This window comes from Sagittula sp. MA-2 (assembly GCF_030126985.1).
GTDB lineage: Bacteria > Pseudomonadota > Alphaproteobacteria > Rhodobacterales > Rhodobacteraceae > Sagittula.
Window position 1 is genome coordinate 1,716,629 of the sequence record NZ_CP126145.1, and the last position, 17,657, is coordinate 1,734,285.

Here is a 17,657-nt window from a genome sequence, read left to right on the forward strand (position 1 = left end):
GGACCGGACAAAGGGGCACAGGGTGTAAGACGGGGCGGCGCCGGGACGGTGTCCCGTGGTGCCGCGTGTGCGGAGGCTGGCATCGCCCGGCCTGTGCCGGTGGCAATCTTGCATGTCAACGTCTGTCCAGTGGAGGGCGGTCTTCGTCATCGGCGATGAGAGGATGGCGTCGCGCGGCATCGGGGACCCCATCTGCGGGAAGAGCGTCGTCGCATCGCCGGCGAGGCGGGGCGCGAAGGCGTCGATGCCGTCGGTCCAGAGGCTGCGGTCGAGGCTCCGGTTGTCATCCATCGGCGCGGCGATCCCTTCCGTGTCTTCAGGAATGCGCCCGCCCCGTGCGAAACGGGACGGGCGCGCGATCAGGAACTTATTGTTCGATGCGGTACCAGTCTGCGACGTTCCACAGCTCGGAGTCCCAGACGTTCAGCTTCACACCGCCAAGGCTGTTGGAGTGTGCCGAGAGGCGGCCGCGGTGCACCAGCGGGATCATCGCGCCTTTCTCGTAGGCCATCTGGCTGAGCTGGCGGCCGATTTCCTGGCGCTTCTGCATGTCGGCGGTCTGCGACAGCTCGTTCCAGAGCGCGTCGTATTCCTCGTCGCAGAAGCGCGAGATGTTCTCGCCCTGCCACTGGGTTTCCGGACGCGGAGCCTTGTCGCACAGACCGTTGCCCAGGTAGGCCTGCGGGTCGGTGCCGTTGAAGGTGTTGGCGTACATTTCGACGTCGGCGTAGAACTTCTGGAAGGTGTCCGGGGAGCCCGGGTCGCCGCCGAAGAACACGGAGCTGTCGACGTTGCGCAGTTCGACTTCCATGCCGATCTGCTCCCACCACTCCTTGATCAGCGCCTGGAAGTCCTGGCGGACGGCGTTGGTCGAGGTCTGGTAGAGGATCGAGAGCGGAACGCCGTCCTTCTCGCGGATGCCGTCGCCGTCGGAGTCGACGATGCCGGCCTCATCCAGAAGCGCCTTGGCGCCTTCGATGTCCTGCGTGCCGCAGTCCTCGTTCTGGTAGGCGAAGGGTTCGGGTGCGGGCACCCAGGAGCAGGTCACCTTGCCGGCCTGTCCGTAGCCCACTTCGACCAGCAGCGGACGGTCGATGGCCATGGACATCGCCTTGTAGACCGCCGGGTCGCCAAGGAACGGGTGCGGACGGATCACCGACCGCTCGTCCGGGCCAAGCGCCGGGTCGGGGTTGGTGTTGTTGATCATGATGCGTTCCATCAGCGGGCCGAAGCCTGCCACGGCGACACCCTGGCCGCCGGCTTCCATCTCGGCGATGACGTCGGGCGCGAGCTGGAGGTTCCAGGCGTAGTCGAATTCGCCGGTCTCCATGACCGCCGTGCCCGCTGCCGCAGCGTCGCCGCCGCCCTTGAAGGTCATGGTGGCGAAGGCCGGCTTGGCCGGATCGCGGTAGTTGCCGTTGGCCGAGAGGGTGATCACGTCGTTCGGCTTGAATTCTTCGACCACGAAGGGGCCGGTGCCGATCGGGTTGAAGTTCTGCTCGGTGCAGGTGGAGGCCGCGGCGCCCACGCAGTTCTCGAACTGGGCCTTCTGCAGGATCGGGGATTCACCGCCGACGAAGGGGCCGTAGGGAACGGGCTTCGCTTCGCCGAAGGTCACCACCACGGTCAGGTCGTCGGGCGTCTCGACCGAGGTCACGCCTTCGAACTTCGTCAGCTGCGCGCAGCCGCCTTCGGGGTGGGTGCAGTATTCGTAGGTGAATTTAACGTCTGCGGAGGTGAAGGGCGTGCCGTCCGACCACACGATGTCCGGTTTGATCTTCCAGGTGATCTGGGTCAGGTCCTCGGAGACGCCGCCGTTCTCGACCGTCGGGATCTCGGTTGCGAGCCAGGGCACGAGGGTGCCGGTTTCGTCGTAGCGCGCCAGCGGCTCGATGATCATCGACGAGGCCTCGACGTCCTTGGTGCCGCCCGAGAGGAACGGGTTCAGGATCGACGGGGCCTGCCAGTAGATGATCTTCACCTCGCCGTCCGCGCCGCGCTCTGCGAGCGCGGGGGCAGCGAGAGCTGTCACGGCCGCGGCACCCATCATCAGGGATTTCAGGGTCATGTTTCACTCCATGTTGGTCGGGACCGGCATCATGTCCGGTCCGCTTCGTTGATGCCGGGAAGGCTGTTCATCCGGTCAGGTCCGTTTCAACCCGAAAAAGACCCGTGCCCCGAATTCGCCCCCTGTGCCGGTCCATCGAAACCCGCGGATGCTCAAAATGCAAGCATTGCCTAAGGGCATCCCGGACGCATTCGGGAAGGGTCGGGGGGAAGGACGTGGCGCGGGCTGCCCGTGCAGGGGATTGATTTCGCTGAGGGTTGTGCGGCGGCGGGCTGTCTCGCTTGGGTCCGGGGCGGCCTTCGGGGCAATGGAAAAAGGGTTGGGCGGCCTGTCGGGGCATGTGCGTGCCCCGGGTTAAGCCATTGGCGGCATGGGTCTTTCAGCGGCGGATTGCCGCGCCGGGCGGGCGCGATGGCATTTCGTGCGGTTTCTGGACCGGGCGGCGGGCCGTCTGGCGGGCTGTCCGGCGCCGCCTGAAACCGTTCGGCTTTGCCCCTTTTTTTGGCATGCTGCACGGAGGCGCTGCGGCCCTTGTTCCACAGTCTCGCGCGGGGCGCCGGAAAGGGCATCCGGGCGCGCCCGGAGGGCTCTGACCTCCGGGAATGCGCGATGGGACCTTTACGCCCCGGAGCCGGGCTTTTAGCCTTCGCCGCGACAAGGGAGTTTCGAAGATGCTGGACGACACCACGGATACCGCCGCGACCGGGGCCGCAGAGGCCCAGGTGCCCATCGCCCGGATCGAGAAGCTCCGGGTCGAATTCCAGACAAAGGACGGCCCGGTGGTGGGCGTCGAGGACATCTCGTTCGAGATCAACCCGGGCGAGACGGTCTGCGTCGTCGGCGAATCGGGATCGGGCAAGTCGGTGTCCTCGCTGTCGCTGATGCGGCTGATCGAATACGGCGGCGGCGACATCGCGGGCGGCAAGATGCTGTTCGACCGGCGCGAGGGCGGGGTGATGGACCTGGCCACCGCCGACCAGAGCCTGATGCGCCACATCCGCGGCAACGAGATCGGCATGATCTTCCAGGAGCCGATGACCGCGCTGAACCCGGTGTTCACCGTGGGCCGCCAGCTGACCGAAGGGCTGCGCGTCCACCGCGGCATGTCGAAGAAGCAGGCGGAGGCACGGGCGCTGGAACTGCTGCGCGAGGTCCGCATCCCGGAACCGGAGCGGCGGCTGAAGCAGTATCCGCACGAACTGTCGGGCGGCATGCGCCAGCGCGTGGTGATCGCCATGGCCCTGGCCTGCAAGCCGCGTCTCCTGATCGCGGACGAGCCGACAACCGCGCTCGACGTGACGATCCAGGCCGAGATCCTCGCCCTGATGGACCGCCTCAAGCGCGAGACCGGGACGGCGGTGATGTTCATCACCCACGACATGGCGGTGGTGGCGCAGATGGCCGACCGCGTCGTCGTGATGTTCCGCGGCAACAAAGTGGAGGAAGGCCGGGTCGAGGAGATCTTCGAGAACCCGCAGCACCCCTATACCAAGGCGCTGCTGGCCGCCGTGCCGAAGCTGGGCGAGATGACCGGCAAGGACCTGCCGGAACCGATGCGGCTGGTGGGGAGGACCGACCAGAACCTCGACCCGATCAAGGGCTCGGACGAGGTGCTGCTGAAGGTGCAGAACCTCGTGACGCGATTCCCGGTGAAGGGCGGCTTCTTCCGCCGGACGGTGGCCTATGTCCACGCGACGGAGGATGTGTCGTTTACGCTCAACAAGGGTCAGACGCTGAGCCTCGTGGGCGAGTCGGGCTGCGGCAAGTCCACGGCGGGGCGGTCGCTCCTGCGGCTGGTAGAGCCTTTGTCGGGCAAGATCGAGCTCGACGGCACCGACATCATGGCGCTGTCGCAATCGGGCCTGCGCGACGCGCGGCGCGAGATGCAGATGATCTTCCAGGACCCCTTTGCCTCGCTGAACCCGCAGTTGCAGCTGGCCGACCAGGTGGCGGAGCCCCTGGTGAACTACGGCATCGGGTCCGGGTCGGAGATCCAGGACAAGGTGGCCAACCTCTTTGACCGGGTGGAACTGCCCCGGTCCTTCATGCGGCGCTATCCGCACGAGCTGTCCGGCGGCCAGCGGCAGCGGATCGCCATCGCGCGGGCGCTGGCGCTGAACCCGAAGCTGATCGTGGCGGACGAGGCGGTCTCGGCGCTTGACGTGTCGGTGCAGGCGCAGGTGGTGAACCTGATGATGGAACTGCAGGCGGAGCTGGGGCTGGGCTATGTCTTCATCAGCCACGACATGGCGGTGGTGGAGCGGGTCTCTCACACGGTGGGGGTCATGTACCTTGGCCGGATCGTGGAACTGGGACCGCGCCGCGCGGTGTTCGAGGACCCTCAGCACCCCTATACCAAGGCCCTGATGAAGGCGGTGCCGATCGCCGATCCGCGCCGCCGGAAGGCGGAGAAGGACCTGAACTTCAAGCCGATCCCGTCGCCGATCCACCCGGTGGGTTATGAGCCGGGGCCCTCGGTCTACGAGGAAGTCAGCCCGGGGCACCTCGTGCTGACCTCGGACAGCGGCTATTGAGGGCAGGGGCGGTTTTTCCGTGAAGGATCGCGCAAGGCAAATCTGAAAGCGAAGAAGCAGGGGGCGGTGCGCCGCGCCCCGGCCTGTCTGGAGGCATGATGACGGAACGACTTGCGCCGCGTGCGCTGCTGGAGCGGCTCGTGGCGTTTCCCAGCGTCAGCCGGGAGCCGAACGGCCCGCTGATCGACTGGGTGGCAGAGTACCTGCGGTCCCACGGGATCGAGGTGGGCCTTCACGACAAGGAGGGCGCGCCGGGGTGGAAGGCGCTGTATGCCCACGTCGGGCCGGAGGTCGAGGGCGGTGTCGTGCTGTCGGGCCACACGGACGTGGTGCCGGTGGACGGGCAGGCCTGGGACACCGACCCCTGGGTGCTGACCGAGAAGGACGGCCGGCTTTACGGACGCGGGTCCTGCGACATGAAGGGCTTCGACGCGCTGGCGATCTGGGCGATGGTCGAGGCGAAACATGCGGGCGTCACCCGGCCCTTGCAGATCGCCCTCAGCTACGACGAGGAGGTCGGCTGCACCGGCGCCCCGGCGCTGGTCGAGGCGATGCAGGTGCTGCCGCGTGCGACGGACGTGATCGTGGGCGAACCCACGATGATGAAGGCGGTCTCCGGCCACAAGGGCGGCGTGAGCTGGTGGGTGCATGTGCACGGATTCGAGGTGCACTCCTCGATGCTGCACACCGGCGTCTCGGCGATCATGTGGGGCGCGAAGCTGATCGACTGGTGCAACGGCGTGAACGCGGCGGCGGAGGCGTCGGAGCCCCTGGGCTTGGCCGCGCTGTTCGATCCGCCCTACACCAACGTGCACGTCGGCCAGATCTCGGGCGGGACGGCGCACAACATCACCGCCAAGGACTGCGAGTTCGGGGTGGGCTTCCGCGTTGTGCCGGGCGAGGAGCTGGAGACCTACCGCGCGCTGTTCGCCGCCAAGGTCGAGGAGCTGACCGCCGAGATGAAGGCGGTGCGCCCGGAGGCGTGGATCGAGGCGCGCGAGATGTTCTCCCTGCCGCCCTTCGCGCCGGAAGAGGACAACACCGCCGAGGCGCTGGTGCGGCGCCTGACCGGCGACAATTCGGAGAACTACGTGAGCTACGCCACGGAGGCGAGTCACTTCCAGACCGCCGGATACAGGGCTGTGGTCTGCGGGCCGGGCTCCATCTCGGTCGCGCACCAGCCCAACGAGTCGATTGCAATCAGCCAGTTGCAGGAGGGCGAGGCCTTCATGCGGAGGTTGCTGGAGGCGCTGGCGTGATCTTTCCGTTCAGGGACGAGGGCGAGCGGGACTTTCGCGGTCCGCTGCCGGAGGCGGTCGACGTCGCGGTGATCGGCGGCGGCGTGATCGGTGTGTCGACGGCGCTGTTCGCGGCGCGCGCGGGCAAGCGGGTGCTGCTGCTGGAGAAGGGCCGCATCGCCGCCGAGCAATCCTCGCGCAACTGGGGCTGGATCCGGGTGCAGGGCCGCGACATGGCGGAGATCCCGGTGGCACAGGAGGCACAGCGCCTCTGGCAGGAGTTCGACGCGGAATGCCGCGGTGCGCTGGGGGTAGAGACGGTCGGCGTGTCCTACCTGGCCGGGTCGGAAGCCGAGATGGCCGCCTTCGAAGGCTGGCTGACGGAGGCGAAGGGGCAGGGCGTCACCTCGCGGCTGGTGGGCCGGGCCGAGACGGCGCGCACCATGGGTTATCCGCACGCGGGATGGTGCGGCATGCTGCTGACGCCGTCGGACATGAAGGGCGAGCCTTGGGTCGCCGTGCCCCGGCTGGCGAAACTGGCGGAAGCGGACGGCGCGATGATCCGCGAGCGGGTGGCGGTGCGCAGGCTCGACATCAGCGCGGGGCAGGTGACGGGCGTGGTGACCGAAGAGGGCACCGTCCGCGCCGAAAGCGTGGTGCTGGCGGGCGGCGCGTGGTCGTCGCTTCTGCTGGCGCGCCACGGGGTCCGTGTGCCGCAGCTTTCGGTGCGCTCGACCGCGCTGGCGACGCGGCCTTTGCCGGACCTGAATGTGCCCGCCTCGGTCGACGGGGAGATCGCCTTCCGGCGGCGGGCGGACGGGGGATATACCCTTGCGCCCTCGGGATTTGCCGAGCTTTACACCGGCGCCGACATGCTGCGCCATCTGCCGGTCTACCTGAAGCTGGCCCTGCAGGGGTCGTTCGACGTGCACCTGCGCGGGCCGCAGCCGCGCGGCTGGCCCGATGCGCCCGGCGTGGCGCGGTTCTGGAACGGCGACGAGGTCAGCCCCTTCGAACGGGTGCGCATCCTCGACTCCGGCCCGAACCGGAAGCGGGTGCTGGAGCTGCTGCGCCGCTTCGCGGAGATCTACCCGGCGCTCGGGGAAGTGCACCTGAAGACCGCCTGGGGCGGGATGATCGACGTCATGCCCGACGTGGTGCCGGTGGTGGACCGGGTGGCGGCGCTGCCCGGCCTGACGGTCTGCACGGGGATGTGCGGGCACGGCTTCGGCGCGGGTCCCGCCTTTGGCCGGATCGCCGCCGACCTCGCCATGGGGCGCGATCCGGGGACCGCGCTCGACCGTTTCCGGCTGTCACGCTTTACGGACGGGTCCAAGCTGGTGCCGGGGCCGAACATCTGACGCCTCTCCCTTGAGCGATTTCCGACCATACGGTCAGGATTGTCGCCCGAGCGCTTGCGTTCGGCATGTATCTCACTAGGCTCGCCGCCGACATGACTGACTGGCCCCGGTGCCTGCGGGGCCGCTCGCACACAAGGAGACTTCCATGCCCGTCAAGAACCGTTTCGCAGAGCTTCATGGCGACATTACCGCGTGGCGACGCGACCTTCATCAGCACCCCGAGATCCTGTTCGAGACCCACCGCACCAGTGCGCTTGTGGCCGAGAAGCTGCAGGCCTTCGGCTGCGACGAGGTGGTGACCGGCATCGGGCGCACCGGCGTGGTGGGCGTCATCAAGGGGCGCGGCACCGGGTCGGGCAAGGTGATCGGCCTGCGCGCCGACATGGACGCGCTGCCCATCGAGGAGCAGACCGGGGTGGAATACGCCTCCAAGACGCCGGGCGCGATGCATGCCTGCGGCCACGACGGACATACCGCGATGCTGCTGGGGGCGGCGCAGTACCTGGCCGAGACGCGCAACTTTGACGGTACGGTGGTGGTGATCTTCCAGCCCGCCGAAGAAGGCGGCGGCGGCGGCAAGGAGATGTGCCAGGACGGCATGATGGAGCGCTTCGGCATCCAGGAGGTCTATGGCATGCACAACTGGCCCGGGCAGCCGGTGGGCAGCTTCTCGATCCGGTCGGGGGCGTTCTTTGCCGCGACCGACCAGTACGAGATCACCATCCACGGCAAGGGCGGCCACGCCGCCAAGCCGCACCAGACGGTGGACCCGGTGGTGATCGCGGCGCAGCTTGTGCAGGCGATGCAGAGCATTTCCAGCCGCAACGCCGATCCGGACGATCCGATCGTGGTGTCGGTCACCTCGATCGAAAGCTCGTCGAAGGCGTTCAACGTCATTCCTGCGCGGGTGACGCTGAAAGGCACGATGCGCACCATGTCGAAGGAGAACCGCGCGCTGGGTGAAGAGCGGATCAAGGCGCTGGCCCCGCTGACCGCCGAGGCCTTCGGCGGCACGGCAGAGGTGCGCTGGATCGCGGGCTACCCGTCGATGGTGAACTCCGATGAGCAGACGGAATTCGCGGCGGATGTGGCCGAGGCGATCTCGGGCGGCTGCGAGCGCAACGCGCCGATCACCATGGGCGGCGAGGACTTCGCCTACATGCTGGAGGAACGCCCCGGCGCCTATATCCTCGTGGGCAACGGCGATTCCGCTGACGTGCACAACCCCGGCTACAACTTCAACGACGAGGCCATTCCGGCGGGCTGTTCGTGGTGGGCGGAAATCGTCGAGCGGCGGATGCCGGTGACGAACTGATGCCCACGGCCATCGTGACGGGGGCCGCGCGCGGGATCGGGCGCGGCATCGCCGGGCGGCTGGTGGCCGATGGCTGGGAGGTGGCCGCGCTCGACCTGTCGTTCGAGGGCGATGTGGCGGGCCGGGCGGTGGTTTGCGACGTGTCGGACGAGACGTCTGTCGCCGCGGCCTTCGACAGCCTTGCGGACATGCTGGCCGACGGGCTGGACCTCCTGGTCAACAACGCGGGCGTCGCCGGGCCGGAAAGCGGCCCGGTGGAGGACCTGTCGCTTGAGGACTGGAACCGCTGGATTGGCGTCAACCTGACCGGCACCTTCCTGATGGTGCGCGCGGCGGTGCCGTTCCTGCGGCAGGCGCGCGGGTCGGTGGTCAACCTCTCGTCGACACGGGCACGCATGGCGGAGCCGGACACGGAGGCCTACTGCGCCTCCAAGGGCGGGGTCGAGGGGCTGACGCAGGCGCTGGCGGTTTCGCTCGGGCCGGAGGTGCAGGTCAACGCCATCGCGCCGGGCTGGATCGTGACCGAAGGCTGGGACGACCTGCGCGCGGTGGATCACGCCCAGCATCCCGCCGGGCGGGCAGGCCGCGTGGACGACATCGCCGGGACGGTCGTCTGGCTGGCGGGGGCGGGGTTCGTCACCGGGCAGGTCGTCACCGTCGACGGCGGCATGACGCGCAAGATGATCTACGCCGAATGATCGGGCGGCGCCCGGGCGGATTTCATCTGGCGCGCGGCGCGGTCGGCGGCTAGGACACGGCCATGACCCAGACCGCCAACATCATGTGCATCAAGTGGGGCACGCTTTTCGGCCCCGAATACGTCAACCGGCTCTATTCCGGCGTGCGCCGGAACATGACGCGGCCCGTGCGCTTCTTCTGCATGACGGAGCACGCCGAGGGGCTGCATCCGGACATCGAGGTGCTGCCCCTGCCGGTGGAGCCCTTCGCGGAACCCATGGCGGAGGCGCTGAAGGTGGCGAACCGTCAGGGGGCGATGCGCAAGGTCTCGCTGTTCCGGCCGGGGCTTGTGCCCGACCTTGAGGGGCCCGTGCTGGGCTTCGACCTCGACGTGGTGGTGACCGGCGGGCTGGACGGGATCTATGACCTCGCGCCGGAAACGGTGGCCATGCGGATCGACTGGATCGAGAAGCGCAAGGGCCGCGTCACGGGGCACGGCTCGGTCTTCCGGTTCGATCCGGCGGTGCACGGGTTCCTCTACGAGGACATCGCCGCCGACCCCTACGCGGAGGTCGAGAAGGCCCGCGGATCGGAGCAGCGCTATACCTCGACCAAGGCGCTGGATCGCGGTGTTTTCACATATATTCCGGATCCTTGGGTGGTGTCCTTCAAGTATGACTGCAACCCGTTCCCGATGAACTACCTGCGTCCGCCGACGCTGCCGGAGGATGCGCGGGTGGTCTGTTTCCACGGCCGTCCGAAGATGACCGACGCACTGACCGGGTGGTCGGGGTCGTTTATCCGCTATTCCAAACCCTGCGCCTGGCTGCAGGAGCACTGGATCGACCGATCGCGGGACGACCTGGGCGGCGACTGGGCGTGAGTGTGCCGGGCGTTCGCGCCGGTTGAGGCGGCGGATGCGAGGGGCCGGCCCCTCGCGCTCCCCGAGGTATTTCGGCCAAGATGAAGGGGCACGGCGGTCGGCATGGCTGGCCGTGGCCGGGGTGTTGCCGGTCGTGCCGGACGGGGAAGGCCCGCCGGTGCGGGCGGGCCTTCTTCGGTGCGGGTCCGGGGGGATGGGCCTTCGGGAACCGGATGGGGCGGCCCCGTGGTCCCGCGGTGTCCGGGCGCTTATTTGTTCTGGCCGTAGGAATAATCGGCGCCGTTGATCCGGCCGTCGTCGTTGAGGTCCTCGGCGGTCTCTTCGGCGGCGGACTGGCCTGCGGCGTAGTCCTTGCCGTTGGTGCGGCCGTCGGCGTTGCGGTCGGCGCCTGCCTTGGCGGCCTGTCCCGGCGGTGTGCCCACGTGGCCGGCGACGGCGGGGGCGGACATGCCGAGGACGGCGATCAGGACAATGAAATAACGCATGGATGGATTTCCTCTCTCTGTTGGTGCCGCGCCGGCCCTCCTCCGGCGCGGCGCATGGAGAAGACACGAAGGCCGCGGGTTTCCGGTTTCGGCGCAGCGGGTCCGGCGATCCCGTCGGCGGGAAGATGCCGATGCGGCGGCGCGATCCGCGCCCCGGGTCATGCCGCGTGGCCCCAATGCGCCATGAGCGCGCGGCCTTGCCGATGGGGGCCAAGGCGCGCTAAGAGCGGGTCGGAGAAAGAGAATGGAGAGAGCCGCCATGGCACGTCGTGTCGTCGTCACCGGGCTTGGACTGGTCACCCCTCTGGCCGATGGGGTGGAAGCGAGCTGGAGCCGCCTTCTGGAAGGGCAGTCGGGCGCCGGTCCGATCACGCGTTTCGACGCGAGCCACCTGGGCACCACCTATGCCTGCGAGGTTCCGCTGGGGGACGGGTCCGACGGGACGTTCAACTGCGACGCCTACATGGACAAGAAGGAACAGCGCAAGGTCGACGAGTTCATCAAGTTCGGCATCGCCGCCGCCGACCAGGCGGTGCGTGACTCGGGCTGGATGCCCGAGGACGAGGAGAGCCGCGAGCGGACCGGCGTGATGATCGGGTCCGGCATCGGGGGCCTGTCCTCCATCGCCGACACCGCGCTTCTGATCCGGGACAAGGGGCCGCGGCGCGTGTCGCCGTTCTTCATTCCCGGCGCGCTGATCAACCTGATTTCGGGCAACGTGTCGATCCGCTATGGCTTCAAGGGGCCGAACCACGCCGTGGTGACCGCCTGTTCCACCGGCGCCCATGCCATCGGCGACGCGGCCCGGCTGATCAAGTACGGCGATGCGGACGTGATGCTGGCGGGCGGCGCCGAGGGCGCGATCTGCGAGATCGGCATCGCGGGCTTCAACGCCTGCAAGGCGCTGTCGACCAAGCGCGCCGACGATCCGAAGGCCGCGAGCCGCCCCTATGACGCCGACCGCGACGGGTTCGTGATGGGCGAGGGCGCGGGTGTCGTCGTGCTGGAGGAATACGAGCACGCCAAGGCGCGCGGCGCGAAGATCTACGCCGAGGTCTGCGGCTACGGCCTGACCGGCGACGCCTATCACATCACCGCCCCCTCCGAGACCGGCGAGGGCGGCGAGCGGTCGATGCGCGCGGCGCTGAAGGACGCGGGCCTGACGCCTGCGGATCTCGACTACATCAACGCGCATGGCACCTCGACCATGGCGGACACCATCGAGCTGGGCGCGGTGGAGCGTCTGCTTGGCGACCATGCGTCCAAGGTGACGATGTCCTCGACCAAGTCGATGACCGGCCACCTGCTGGGCGCGGCGGGCGCGATCGAGGCGATCTTCTCGATCCTCGCGATCCGCGACCAGGTGGCGCCGCCGACCATCAACCTCGACAATCCGGCGGTCGAGACGCCCGTGGACCTGGCGCCCAACGCCAAGCGCGAGCGGCGGATCGCCTATGCGCTGTCGAACAGCTTTGGTTTCGGCGGCACCAATGCCAGTGTGATCTTCGGCAAGCTGGACTGAGCCTGCCGGGCTGAAGATCAGGGCGCGCGCGACGGGTCGGGCGCGCCTGAACGAGGTGAGCACAAGCCCCCGGACGAGGGGCGGAACAAAGGGCAAGATAGGGGCAATATCATGTGGCGCAGTATCGCCTCGAACGCGCTGACCCTTCTGGTTGTCGCGACATTTCTCTTTGGGGGCCTGCTGCTTTGGGCGCAGGCGGAGTATTCGGCAGAGGGGCCGCTGAACGCGCCGATCTGCCTAGAGGTGCCGCGCGGCACCAACATGTCCCGTGTTTCGGACAATCTGGCCGATCAGGGCGCGGTGAAGAGCGCGATGATGTTCCGCCTTGGTGCCGAATACGGTGACAAGACGCAGGAGCTGAAGGCCGGGAGCTACCTGGTGCCCGAGCGCGCCTCCATGTCCGAGATCACCGAGATCATCACCCGCGGCGGTGCTTCGACCTGCGGGACGGAAGTGGTCTATCGCATCGGCATCAACCGGGCGACGGTGCAGGTGCGGGCCATCGACCCGAACACCGGCCGCTACGAAACGCAGGCGAGCTTCGACCCGGCCGAGGAAGAGGTGCCGGAGGAATACACCCAGGTGCGGCAGGCGAACGACACGCGGTATCGCGTGGCGCTGGCCGAGGGCGTGACGAGCTGGCAGGTGGTGCAGGAGCTGGGCGAGATCGACGTGCTGGAAGGCGAGGTCGAGGTGCCGGAAGAGGGCAGCCTTGCCCCCGACAGCTACGAGATCGGCGTCGGCGACACCCGCGCGAGCGTGATCGAACGGATGCGCCAGGCGCAGGAGCTGATCCTGGCGGAGGAGTGGTCGAACCGCGAGGAAGGCCTGCCGCTGAACAGCCCGGAGGAGGCGCTGATCCTCGCCTCGATCATCGAGAAGGAGACCGGCAACGCGGAGGAACGTGGGCTGGTGGCCTCGGTCTTCGTGAACCGTCTGGAGAAGGGCATCCGCCTGCAGACCGACCCGACCGTCATCTACGGCGTGACCGAGGGCAAGGGCATCCTCGGGCGCGGGCTGCGGCAGTCGGAACTGCGGGAAAGCACGCCGTGGAACACCTACGTGATCGACGGTCTGCCGCCGACCCCCATCGCCAACCCGGGCCGCGCCTCGATCGAGGCGGCGCTGAACCCGTCGTCGTCCGACTACGTCTACTTCGTCGCGAAGACGCTGGACCCGGCGGATGGCCACGTGTTTGCCGAGACGCTGGACGAGCACAACCGCAACGTGGCGGCCTATCGCGCGCTGGAGGTGCAGCGGGACAACTGAGGCTGTTGGCGGGCCGGGACTGTTGCTGACGTGAAGCGCGCCCGCCCGGCGGCGTGACGTCCCGGCGGGGGCCCGCCGCGCGCGTCAGAGGCGGATGACGTATTCCTTGGTCGTCGTCTCCACCACTTCCCATGTTCCCCGGAAGCCCGGGCGCAGGATGAAGCTGTCGCCCGCCCGCACCTCGAAGCTGTCGCCGCCGTTCTCGGTGAGGATCGAATGGCCTTCGAGGATGCGGCAGTATTCCCATTCGTCGTAGCTGACCTGCCACTTGCCGGGCGTCGCGCGCCACGTGCCGCAATAAAGGCCGTCGCGGTCCTCCACGTTCCATGTGGTGAATTCCGGTGTGCCGGAGATCACTTTCTCGGCGGGCGGGGCGTCGTGCTCGGCCTCGATGTCCGTGGTGATGCGCAGAAAGGTCTGGGTCATTTGGGCGGCCTGTTGGTGGCTGGGGGGCTGTGGGGCGGTGGCGGGCTGCGACGTTTGTGTCAGGCCGATGAGATCGTGGCGCGGGTCTTCTTCGGCAGTTTCGAGAAGATCAAATCGTAGGAGGTCCGGATCCGGTCGCGGAGTTCGTCCTCCGGCACCGCGTTCCAGTCGATCAGCACCCAGGAACGGTGGAAATAGGGGGCCTTCTGTGCGCGGCCCATCTCGATCAGCAGTTGCGCGTCCTCCGTGGAAGGTGTCTTGACCGAGACGCCCAGCCCCATGGCGCCGATGCTGGCGAACATCTTGTCGCCGACCTTCCACGCATCGTGGCCGCCGCCCCAGGGATCGGAGACTTCGGCGGCGGGCAGGGCGGCACATATGGCATTGACGGTTTCGCGGTTCATGGCCGGAGCATGGCAGGCGCCGTGTCAGTCGTCCAGCGCGGCGTCGATGACGTGGCGCGGGCCGGGGCCGCGGCGGGCGGCGCGGTCCTCGGGGTTGTAGAGCGCGCAGCGTTGCAGGGACAGGCAGCCGCAGCCGATGCAGCCGTCGAGGTTGTTCCTGAGCGCGGTCATGCGGGCGATGCGTGCGTCCAGCACACGGGAAAAGCGGCGCGAGATGCGGGTCCAGTCGGCGCGGGTGGGCGCACGGTCCCGGGGCAGGCGGTCGAGGTCGGCGCGGATATCGGTCAGGGAGAAGCCCAGCTGCTGCGCGATCATCACGAAGCTCAGCCGCCGGATGTCGGCGCGCTGGAACCGGCGCTGGCCGGAGGCGGTGCGCGCGGGAAAGACCAGCCCCTCCGATTCGTAGTGGCGAATGGCGGAGGGGGCGAGGCCGGTGCGCTCGGCGATTTCTCGGATTGTCAGGCCGTCTCTCTTCATCGTGCGGAAATCGTGCGTTATTTTGTTCTTGAGTTCAAGTGGACTTGAACGACTAGGATGCAAGCCGTTGAAACCGAATGAAAGGAATACCGAATGGCACGGCTTGAGCATGTGAACGTGACGGTCAGCGATGCAGAGGCGACGGCGGCGCTGCTGGAGGATCTTCTGGGCTGGCGGGTGCGCTGGCAGGGGCCGGCGATCCACGGCGGGACCTCGATCCACGTGGGCGACGACGCGACCTACCTTGCGCTCTACAGCCCGAAGCGCATCGACGCGCCGCATGACGACACCTACACCCGCGCCGGGTCGATGAACCACATCGGGCTGGTGGTGGACGACCTCGACGCGACGGAGGCGAAGGTGCGCGAGATGGGCTTCACCCCGCACAGCCATGCCGACTACGAACCCGGGCGCCGGTTCTACTTCGACGGGCCGGACGGGGTGGAGTACGAGATGGTCTCCTACGCCTGAGGGCCGGGGCGCAGCGGGGGCGGAGGAAGGCGGCATGCCGGCCGAGGTCCGAGATTGACAGGCTACAACCTTTGGTGGATCATCGAGGCATTACATGCATTCATTTTTCAGCAAGAGGTCATTGCCATGCCACCTCCTCCCCCTCCTGCACAGGACGGCGCACTGAAGCGCGTGATCCTTCTGGCGATCCAGAACGACCGCAGGATCAGCAATCACGAAGCCGACGGGATCATCGGTGTCACGAAACTGGACGCGCAGGTGACGGATGCCGAGTACGCCACACTGTGTCACCTGGTGTCCTGGTCGAAGTCGCTGTCGGTCACGTCGCGCAACAAGATCATGAACTACCTCGCGGACGCGCTGTCCCTGAAGGGACCTTACGTGAAAAACAAGGTGCGCGACCTTGTCGGGCAACCGCTCGTCTCGACCCATCAGTGCGTGACGCTGCTTCAGTATTACACCCACGTCGGCCTGACGTCCGGCTGGCGACAGGGGCTGCGGGTGCGCGGGAACGATGCGCTCATCGAGCGGGGCACGGCCATCGCCACCTTCGAATACGGCAAGTATCCGAACAAGGCGCATGGCAACCATGGTGCCTTTTATGACGGCCAGGATGCGACGGGCATCTATGTCGTGGAGCAATGGTCCGGGCTGGACGCGATCCAGCGGCGCCATGTGACCTTCCAGGGGCTGGACGGGATGATGTGGAAAGACCCCAGCAACAACGGCGATGCGTTCTCGGTGATCCGCATGGTGTGAAGGGGGCGGCGGGAAACGCTTGGCAGACGGGACGCAGGCTGATAGATGGTGCGCATGACCAACCGCAACGCCATCATCATCGCTTGCATTATCCGCTGACATCGTCGGCGGGCCGGTCTTCTATTCCCTCTCAGAGTTGAAGTTGCTAATCCCGCCGCGAGCAATCGCCGAGGACCACGCACCATGGCCGACCCGAATCCCGCCCCGCTGGAGATCAGGCTGACGAACACCCGCACCCGGTCGAAGGAGGCGCTTGTCCCGATCGACCCGGAAAACGTGCGGATGTATGTCTGCGGCCCGACGGTCTACGACCGGGCGCATCTGGGCAACGCGCGGCCCGTTCTGGTGTTCGACGTGCTCTACCGGCTGCTGCGCCATGTCTACGGCGCGGAGCACGTGACCTACGTGCGCAACTTCACCGACGTGGACGACAAGATCAACGCGACGGCGCTGGCGCGCAAGGAGGCGGGGGCGGACGGCACGCTGGAAGAGCTGATCCGCGAACGCACCGAAGAGACGATCTCCTGGTATCTGAAGGACATGGGCGAACTGGGCGCTCTGGAGCCCGACCGGATGCCGCGCGCGACGGAATACATCGCGCCCATGGTGGCGATGATCGAGGGGCTGATCGAAAGCGGCCATGCCTATGCCGCGGAAGGCCACGTGCTGTTCCGCGTGCGGTCCTACGCGGCCTACGGCAAGCTGTCGGGCCGGTCGGTGGACGACATGATGGCGGGCGCCCGGGTCGAGGTCGCGCCCTACAAGGAAGACCCGATGGACTTCGTCCTGTGGAAGCCGTCTTCGGACGAGCTGCCGGGCTGGGACAGCCCCTGGGGCCGCGGGCGCCCGGGCTGGCACATCGAATGCTCCGCGATGTCCTACGAGCTGTTCGGGCCGAGTTTCGACATCCACGGCGGAGGCAACGACCTGATGTTCCCGCACCACGAGAACGAGATCGCCCAGTCGTGCTGCGCGCATCCCGAGGGCGACTTCGCGAAGGTCTGGATGCACAACGAGATGCTGCAGGTCGAGGGAAAGAAGATGTCCAAGTCGCTGGGCAACTTCTTTACCGTGCGGGATCTGCTGGAGGGACATGGCGGCATGGAGGGCATTCCCGGCGAAGTCATCCGTTACGTGATGCTGAGCACCCACTACCGCAAGCCCATGGATTTTACCGAGGAGAAGGCGCGGGAAGCAAAGAGAAAGCTTTCGCATTGGCGATCACTTCTCAAGGAAGCAGGTACAGGCAGGGTTGCCGCGCAATACGTCGATGACGGTGTTTTGTTTAACCTTCGGCAGGACTTGAACACCAAGCCCGCGCTAGACATCGTTGGCAGCATAGCAGACCGTCTGAAAGCCGCGTTGCAATCTGAGAAGCAAAGGGCCGCGGGGGATAGAAATTTCCCGGAAGCAGCAGAGTCTAGCGCTGAACTGGCGTCAAAGCTCAAGTCATCAGCCGACATTCTGGGTCTCTTGAAAGATGATCTCGGAGAATGGTTCGAAGAGAGTTCACCTTACGACTTGTCCGATTTCTCAACGAAACTTTTCAACCTCCGGGCCGAGGCTGTGGCAAAGGCGCAGGTTCCCGGTGCGGACAAGAAAGAGTGTTTTAGAGAACTGGACGAGATGAAGTCCGCATTGGTTGCGGCTGGTCTCGAAGTCCGGATGTCCAAGGCGGGCGTCGAGCTGGTGCCGGGTCCGGATTTCGATCCGGCAAAGCTGGAGCAGGTCTGATGCGTGGCGCGACCGGAGAGCGCGGACTGGGGC

At 67.2% G+C, this 17,657-nt stretch carries 16 protein-coding genes; 11 read left to right on the plus strand and 5 right to left on the minus strand.

The features are described from left to right. Nucleotides 1-367: 367 nt before the first annotated feature. Nucleotides 368-2,068 (minus strand): peptide ABC transporter substrate-binding protein, encoded by a 1,701-nt coding sequence (locus QNI11_RS08575; protein WP_100926932.1) that lies wholly within the window; start codon nucleotides 2,066-2,068, stop codon nucleotides 368-370. Nucleotides 2,069-2,739: 671 nt separating this feature from the next. On the opposite strand from QNI11_RS08575, the gene QNI11_RS08580 reads away from it, so the two are divergent. From QNI11_RS08580 to QNI11_RS08605, 6 genes are all read left to right on the plus strand, one after another. Then, nucleotides 2,740-4,602 (plus strand): ABC transporter ATP-binding protein, encoded by a 1,863-nt coding sequence (locus tag QNI11_RS08580; protein WP_254698256.1) that lies wholly within the window; start codon nucleotides 2,740-2,742, stop codon nucleotides 4,600-4,602. A 98-nt stretch (nucleotides 4,603-4,700) separates the two neighbouring features. Next, nucleotides 4,701-5,861 (plus strand): acetylornithine deacetylase, encoded by a 1,161-nt coding sequence (argE, locus tag QNI11_RS08585; RefSeq protein ID WP_283983099.1) that lies wholly within the window; start codon nucleotides 4,701-4,703, stop codon nucleotides 5,859-5,861. After that, the gene (locus QNI11_RS08590) at nucleotides 5,858-7,201 is read left to right on the plus strand and encodes an FAD-binding oxidoreductase (protein WP_283983100.1); all 1,344 of its coding nucleotides are present in this window, start codon (nucleotides 5,858-5,860) and stop codon (nucleotides 7,199-7,201) included. Before argE ends, QNI11_RS08590 begins: the two co-directional genes overlap by 4 nt. A 145-nt stretch (nucleotides 7,202-7,346) precedes the next feature. After that, the gene (locus QNI11_RS08595) at nucleotides 7,347-8,516 is read left to right on the plus strand and encodes a M20 aminoacylase family protein (RefSeq protein ID WP_283983101.1); all 1,170 of its coding nucleotides are present in this window, start codon (nucleotides 7,347-7,349) and stop codon (nucleotides 8,514-8,516) included. Beyond that, a complete protein-coding gene (locus tag QNI11_RS08600) occupies nucleotides 8,516-9,214 on the plus strand; it encodes an SDR family oxidoreductase (protein WP_283983102.1) in 699 nt (232 codons plus the stop codon). The genes QNI11_RS08595 and QNI11_RS08600 overlap by 1 nt, the downstream gene beginning before the upstream one ends. A 62-nt stretch (nucleotides 9,215-9,276) precedes the next feature. Then, complete coding sequence (locus QNI11_RS08605) at nucleotides 9,277-10,077, plus strand: glycosyl transferase (RefSeq protein ID WP_283983103.1); 801 nt, start codon at nucleotides 9,277-9,279, stop codon at nucleotides 10,075-10,077. A 248-nt stretch (nucleotides 10,078-10,325) separates the two neighbouring features. On the opposite strand, the gene QNI11_RS08610 is transcribed toward QNI11_RS08605, so the two are convergent. Then, nucleotides 10,326-10,562, minus strand: a complete 237-nt coding sequence (locus QNI11_RS08610; protein WP_283983104.1) for a hypothetical protein — start codon at nucleotides 10,560-10,562, stop codon at nucleotides 10,326-10,328. Nucleotides 10,563-10,821: 259 nt separating this feature from the next. On the opposite strand from QNI11_RS08610, the gene fabF reads away from it, so the two are divergent. Both fabF and mltG read left to right on the plus strand, forming a co-directional pair. Further along, nucleotides 10,822-12,084 (plus strand): beta-ketoacyl-ACP synthase II, encoded by a 1,263-nt coding sequence (gene fabF, locus QNI11_RS08615; protein ID WP_283983105.1) that lies wholly within the window; start codon nucleotides 10,822-10,824, stop codon nucleotides 12,082-12,084. A 111-nt stretch (nucleotides 12,085-12,195) separates the two neighbouring features. Continuing rightward, nucleotides 12,196-13,353 (plus strand): endolytic transglycosylase MltG, encoded by a 1,158-nt coding sequence (gene mltG / locus QNI11_RS08620; protein ID WP_283983106.1) that lies wholly within the window; start codon nucleotides 12,196-12,198, stop codon nucleotides 13,351-13,353. An 84-nt stretch (nucleotides 13,354-13,437) separates the two neighbouring features. On the opposite strand, the gene QNI11_RS08625 is transcribed toward mltG, so the two are convergent. From QNI11_RS08625 to soxR, 3 genes are read right to left on the minus strand one after another with little or no spacing between them, the layout of a single operon-like run. Further along, a complete protein-coding gene (locus QNI11_RS08625) occupies nucleotides 13,438-13,779 on the minus strand; it encodes a cupin domain-containing protein (RefSeq protein WP_283983107.1) in 342 nt (113 codons plus the stop codon). A 59-nt stretch (nucleotides 13,780-13,838) separates the two neighbouring features. Continuing rightward, nucleotides 13,839-14,183, minus strand: a complete 345-nt coding sequence (locus QNI11_RS08630; protein ID WP_283983108.1) for an MmcQ/YjbR family DNA-binding protein — start codon at nucleotides 14,181-14,183, stop codon at nucleotides 13,839-13,841. A 24-nt stretch (nucleotides 14,184-14,207) separates the two neighbouring features. Further along, a complete protein-coding gene (gene soxR, locus QNI11_RS08635) occupies nucleotides 14,208-14,660 on the minus strand; it encodes a redox-sensitive transcriptional activator SoxR (RefSeq protein WP_283983109.1) in 453 nt (150 codons plus the stop codon). Nucleotides 14,661-14,753: 93 nt separating this feature from the next. On the opposite strand from soxR, the gene QNI11_RS08640 reads away from it, so the two are divergent. The 3 genes from QNI11_RS08640 (at nucleotide 14,754) to cysS (ending at nucleotide 17,624) form a co-directional block, all read left to right on the plus strand. Next, complete coding sequence (locus QNI11_RS08640; protein WP_283983110.1) at nucleotides 14,754-15,131, plus strand: VOC family protein; 378 nt, start codon at nucleotides 14,754-14,756, stop codon at nucleotides 15,129-15,131. Nucleotides 15,132-15,257: 126 nt separating this feature from the next. Further along, the gene (locus QNI11_RS08645) at nucleotides 15,258-15,890 is read left to right on the plus strand and encodes a BPSL0067 family protein (RefSeq protein WP_283983111.1); all 633 of its coding nucleotides are present in this window, start codon (nucleotides 15,258-15,260) and stop codon (nucleotides 15,888-15,890) included. 183 nt (nucleotides 15,891-16,073) lie between these two features. Beyond that, nucleotides 16,074-17,624: a cysteine--tRNA ligase gene (gene cysS, locus QNI11_RS08650; protein WP_283983112.1), complete on the plus strand. Its 1,551-nt coding sequence runs from the start codon at nucleotides 16,074-16,076 to the stop codon at nucleotides 17,622-17,624. The last annotated feature ends 33 nt before the right edge of the window (nucleotides 17,625-17,657 follow it).

Coding starts and splice junctions, on each gene's coding strand:
- argE (WP_283983099.1), top strand. CDS start 4,701: ATGACGGAACGACTTGCGCCGCGTGCGCTGCTGGAGCGGCTCGTGGCG.
- soxR (WP_283983109.1), bottom strand. CDS start 14,660: ATGAAGAGAGACGGCCTGACAATCCGAGAAATCGCCGAGCGCACCGGC.
- QNI11_RS08625 (WP_283983107.1), bottom strand. CDS start 13,779: ATGACCCAGACCTTTCTGCGCATCACCACGGACATCGAGGCCGAGCAC.
- QNI11_RS08580 (WP_254698256.1), top strand. CDS start 2,740: ATGCTGGACGACACCACGGATACCGCCGCGACCGGGGCCGCAGAGGCC.
- QNI11_RS08610 (WP_283983104.1), bottom strand. CDS start 10,562: ATGCGTTATTTCATTGTCCTGATCGCCGTCCTCGGCATGTCCGCCCCC.
- fabF (WP_283983105.1), top strand. CDS start 10,822: ATGGCACGTCGTGTCGTCGTCACCGGGCTTGGACTGGTCACCCCTCTG.
- mltG (WP_283983106.1), top strand. CDS start 12,196: ATGTGGCGCAGTATCGCCTCGAACGCGCTGACCCTTCTGGTTGTCGCG.
- QNI11_RS08630 (WP_283983108.1), bottom strand. CDS start 14,183: ATGAACCGCGAAACCGTCAATGCCATATGTGCCGCCCTGCCCGCCGCC.
- QNI11_RS08600 (WP_283983102.1), top strand. CDS start 8,516: ATGCCCACGGCCATCGTGACGGGGGCCGCGCGCGGGATCGGGCGCGGC.
- cysS (WP_283983112.1), top strand. CDS start 16,074: ATGGCCGACCCGAATCCCGCCCCGCTGGAGATCAGGCTGACGAACACC.
- QNI11_RS08645 (WP_283983111.1), top strand. CDS start 15,258: ATGCCACCTCCTCCCCCTCCTGCACAGGACGGCGCACTGAAGCGCGTG.
- QNI11_RS08595 (WP_283983101.1), top strand. CDS start 7,347: ATGCCCGTCAAGAACCGTTTCGCAGAGCTTCATGGCGACATTACCGCG.
- QNI11_RS08575 (WP_100926932.1), bottom strand. CDS start 2,068: ATGACCCTGAAATCCCTGATGATGGGTGCCGCGGCCGTGACAGCTCTC.
- QNI11_RS08640 (WP_283983110.1), top strand. CDS start 14,754: ATGGCACGGCTTGAGCATGTGAACGTGACGGTCAGCGATGCAGAGGCG.
- QNI11_RS08605 (WP_283983103.1), top strand. CDS start 9,277: ATGACCCAGACCGCCAACATCATGTGCATCAAGTGGGGCACGCTTTTC.